Source organism: Streptomyces sp. NPDC027663 (assembly GCF_055566415.1).
The window spans coordinates 1-4,489 of sequence record NZ_JBVHSK010000038.1 but is presented as its reverse complement, the minus strand read 5'-3'; the positions used below and the strand labels follow the sequence as shown (position 1 = coordinate 4,489).

Genomic DNA, 4,489 nt, shown 5'->3' with positions numbered 1-4,489 from the left:
GGTCCCATCGCGCTGCGCGCGATGCAAGCGAACACCCGGGCTGCGCCCGGGTGTTGCGTTCCCGCGGAGCGGGAACGCCTGCTGATCGCTGCGCGATCAGCTCACCCGGGTTGCTGCGCAACCCGGGTGACGCTCCGTCCGCTGCGCTCCCGGAGCGAGGTGGCCTGCGCTGCGCTCCAGCCACCCGGTGGCGCTACGCGCCACCTACAAGCCGGCCCCGCTGCGCGGAGCCGGAAACGGGCCTTCGGCCCGGGCACCTACAGGGGCAGGGTGGCTTGGTGCGGGTCAGGCATGCGCATGCCATGGCCGGGCCGCCCGCCGGGATGCAGCGTGGTGCACCGGCTCGGCCGGGCTTGCGGCCTGGAGACGCTGGAGCCAGAGGGAGGCTGTGAGGAGCAGACCGGTGAAAACGGCCAGGAGGAGAGCGGATACCCACATCGGCCGGCTCCCGGGACTCTGCCAGCCGGTCCAGGCAGTCGATGCCGCCCACATCAGGGCGGCCACCATGTAGAAGGTACGGACCCGGCGCAGCTGGCGCACGGCCCGCACGGACTTGATGCGATCAGTCGTGGATGCCATGCCGGCCCGTGTACCCCAGGGCAGGGGGTTCAGTAGGCCGGGTCACTGCTGATCCGCTCAGCCTTGCTCTTGCTGCCGGGTGCGGTCCTCAAAGTCACGGCGTACCGCGGCACCCTGATCCTCGATCAGGCTTGCACTATCCGGGAGGTCCAGGGCTACACCGCAGTGACTGCATAGTTTCCCGTTCTCGGCGGGCGTGCCGCAGGCCTTGCAGAACCGGTTGCCTTCCTCGATTCCGGTCTTGTTTGTCATGACTCTCCCCTGCCGGGTGGATGGTGATGCACGCGGAGTACCCGAGGTGCCAGCCTGAAATCGCTGGCGAGCGTGCATCATTTTGAAACGCAGATAGACTATGGACCCGGACACTGCCAGAGCTGTTGGTCTTGAGATACCCAGATAACGCCACCGCTGCCGGGTGTAGAACTCTAAAAGGAGCTGACGATGTGCTGGAGCGACCGGTGGGTCTCAGGGTCGCTCTCCCGGTCGAGTTCCGCCCGCAAGGCTGTAGTGAGCTCAATCGCGGCGTACGAGTGCCGGTCTTCCAGCAGGTACCTGACGTAGCGGGCGCCTTCTATGAATCCCGAGGCCCGGATTGCCGTCATGACGCGTTCGCCCACTGTTTCGTCGTCTTGTTCCACTATGTAGCGGGCGGCAAGGTACTGGCCGAAGGGGTCCCGCACCAGGGTCCACCGCGGATTCCTCTGGGGGTGCGTGGATGGCGTGGGACGGACAGGGAGGTCCGATGCGGAGAGGAGAGACTCCAGTTCGTAGGCCCGGCTACGCCACCGCGGGTGGTTCAAGCTCGGAGCCTCCTGCAGAACCTCCCAGAAGTCATTGCTGGACATTTCAAGTACGCCGCCCAACTGGGTGACGAACTTGTACGCGAGGTAGCACACGAGTTTGCCGAGCTCTTCGGGCCTCAGGAAGGTTGATCGAGAGATGCCTCGGTACACCTCGCGGCCGTTGAAAAGGAGGTTGTACGTGGCGTCATAGAGGTCGATCACGCGGCTCGGGAAGTGGCCGGTGCGGGTGGAGACGAGGGCCACCTGGGCCGCGAGGAGCGGGTTGGAGAGCCAACTGGCCGTCTCTCTTCGCAGCGTGACTTCGGCCAGCAGCTTTTCGGCGTCGGATGGATTCATGTGGGTCGCTTCTGCCCAGCGGGCGAAGTACGCGCGGATGTCGCTCGCCGAGAACCCGTCGATCACATGTGCGACGAAACCGCTCGAGATTAGACCAGATGTGGAGGAGCCCGGGCGGCTGAGGACAAGGATTTGGGCCCGTGGGTATGCCTTGCAGAATTTGGCTATGTCGGCTTGCGTGCGGTCGCGCTCGGAGATGGGCAGTTCATCGAGGCCGTCGAAGATGATCAGAGTGCGGCGTTCGTTGAGGAGGATTTCGAGTGTCTCGTACGGCATTTCGAGGTCATGGCGCAGCCGGATCGAGTCGGTGACCAGACGTTCGAGACGCTGTGCGCGGCGGTTGCGCTGCCGCAGGGAGGCGGTGAAGGCGACATCCAGTCGGTCGGCGGCTAGCCCTGCGGCGACCTCGTAGCAGATCCGGTCCGCCAGGATGGTTTTCCCGGCTCCGGCGCCACCCAGGATCAGAACTTTGTTGTGCTCGGCGAGGACTTCCTGCCAGGGGACGTGTAGGGCCCCGAACAGGTTGGGTTCTGCTTGCGTGAGACGTTGGGGAATGTAGAGCCCGTCGGGTCGGGAGATACCCCGCCGCCGTTGGCGGCGGGGAAGGTGTGGCGGGGACGCGGGGCCGGCGGTGGACCACTGGCTGTTGAGCAGGCGGGCTTGGTAGCTCTTCAGGAAGTTGCTGGTGTAGATCTCCATGAAGCGAGTCATGCGGATGCCATCCGGGTCGTCGCCCGCTGATGCGCAGCGCTGCCGGGCGTATAGCCTCAGCAGGTCGTGGTAGCGGAAGTGACTCCCATCGTCCGTCTCGATGAGTTGGGCGTCGACCAGTCCCTCCAGTAGTTGTTCTGCCTGTGCCTCGGGCACTTGGAGGAATACGCCGGCGTGGTGGGCCTGAAAGCGGCTGAGGGGGAGGAGGGAGAGGACACGGAAGGCGTGGGCCTCGGTGGTGTTCAGGTCGTGGTAGCTAATCTCGAAGCTGCTGCGGACGTCGAGGGAGCCGGCGACCAGGTTGGCCAGCCTGGTGCGTTCGTCGGTGAACAGGTTCACGAGTTTGGTGAGGGTCCAGTGACCCTTCTTCTTCAGGATGGCGCCCGCGATGCGCAGAGCGAGGGGGAGGCGGCCGCACTGGCGAACGAGGGTTCGCGCGGTCTTTTCGTCCTCTGCGCTGCGCCAGTGGCGTTGGGAGAGGTCGGTGAGCAGGACCAGCGATTCGTCCTCGCCCATGAGGTCCAGGTGGTGGAGGGAAACACCATGGATCGCGGAGAGAGGGACGCGGGAGGTAACGAGGACGACGGACGTTGTGCTGGCGGGAACCAGTTCCTCGACTTGGTCTGCCGATTGGGCGTTGTCGAGCAGGATGAGGCAACGGCGTTGGGCCAGCAGGGAGCGGTAGCGCTGAAGGAGACCCGCGGCGCCCACCGGGACACTGATGGTGGCGGGGTCCAAGTCGGCGACGAACCGCTGCAGGATCTGTGCTGCGGTGGGCACCTCGCCGTTCTGCTCTCCCAAATCTGCATAGAGCTGGATTTCGTCGAACCGGTTGGCCAGCCGGTGGGCAACGTACACAGCCAAGGCGGACTTGCCGACTCCTGGGGTGCCGTAGATGTTGACGATGTGGGGGCCAGTGCCGTCGTCGCCAGCCTTGTCCTCGACCGCGCGGATGTCCTCGCTGCGGCCGCTGAAGTCCTTCGTCTTCGGCGGGAGCTGGTGCAGGGAGCGGGTCGGTGCGGCAGCGGAGCCGAAGATCACCGGAGCATAGTTGTCGCCGAGGACGTTGACCTGCCGGGCGTTGTCGGCAGCCAGCGCGAGCGTTCCGGGAGGGTAGGAGCCGTGTTTAGGCAAAGGAAATTGGCCCACTGTTGTGTCCGCTGATGTTGACCTGCTTGGCGTTGTCACTTGCGTGGGCGATCAGGGTCTGTGTGGCGGGGTCGCTTTGGGCGGCGGTCACCAGGGAATCGATGGTCGCGGCGAAGTCAGGGTCGTTTTCCAGCTCGTGCCGCACGTGGGCAGCGACGGCGGACCGCCTGTTCTCGTCCGCGGGACTCGCCTCCAGCTCAGAGAGGGCGGCGCGCTGGGCATCGGACCTGCCGAGCCGTTCGCGGATGGCGTGGGTGACGCTCTGGACCTTCAGCCAGGCGTTCTTCCCAGCTTCCGACGCAGCGCCCTCACCGAACTTAGTCGCGATCAGCGCCACCGCGACCGTGCTCAAGGTTGCCGGATCCATACTCGCCTCTCCCCCGCGCGGCCCTGCGCTACAGCTACAAGCTACCGGCGGCAGACCAGCCCTGACATGAAAACAACCCCAAAGCACCCTGTAGTTGCTCCGCGGGGGCGGAGAGGCCGGCGGCCCCGGGCCGTACACCACCCCGTGTGACACGCGAGTCATTCTGGCGCGCGCTGGCCAGACGTTCCTCAGGCCAAGCGCATAGGCGTGGTCCTCCCGATGCCTCTGGCCGGGTGCCTCATCGGAGTCGGTGCAGGATGTCGTCGACGGCGCGCCGGGCGCGGAGCGGCCAGCGGCGTGCCGCACGGGCACGTGCAGCGCGGGCCTGTTCGGCGGCCGGGTGCCGTCCGGTGACGGTGACGGGAGCATCGTCGCCGAGTGCCCGCAGCATGCCGTCGTAGGGACAGCCCGTCTCGCAGCCGTCCTCGCGGCGGTCGAGGGTGGCGGTAGTCAGGTGGTACAGGTGGGCGCCGGTGTCGGCGATCCCGCCCGGCGCGGTCGTCATGGTGACGAACTGGTTCAGCTGCGCTGCCGCGGCACTGGT

5 protein-coding genes are annotated in these 4,489 nt (G+C 66.2%); all 5 read right to left on the bottom strand.

Features of this window, described 5'->3' with window-relative positions:
• Positions 1-285: 285 nt before the first annotated feature.
• Positions 286-579, bottom strand: coding sequence for a hypothetical protein (locus ACZ4SF_RS38030; RefSeq protein WP_468393635.1), 294 nt, complete (start codon positions 577-579; stop codon positions 286-288).
• A gap of 57 nt (positions 580-636) precedes the next feature.
• Entirely contained in the window at positions 637-831 is a 195-nt protein-coding gene (locus tag ACZ4SF_RS38025; RefSeq protein WP_468393632.1) for a hypothetical protein, read from the bottom strand.
• 173 nt (positions 832-1,004) lie between these two features.
• Positions 1,005-3,578: an NACHT domain-containing protein gene (locus ACZ4SF_RS38020; protein WP_468393629.1), complete on the bottom strand. Its 2,574-nt coding sequence runs from the start codon at positions 3,576-3,578 to the stop codon at positions 1,005-1,007.
• Entirely contained in the window at positions 3,556-3,945 is a 390-nt protein-coding gene (locus ACZ4SF_RS38015) for a hypothetical protein (protein ID WP_468393626.1), read from the bottom strand. Before ACZ4SF_RS38015 ends, ACZ4SF_RS38020 begins: the two co-directional genes overlap by 23 nt.
• 238 nt (positions 3,946-4,183) lie before the next feature.
• Positions 4,184-4,489: hypothetical protein (locus ACZ4SF_RS38010; RefSeq protein ID WP_468393624.1), on the bottom strand; the 306-nt coding region annotated here is incomplete at its 5' end.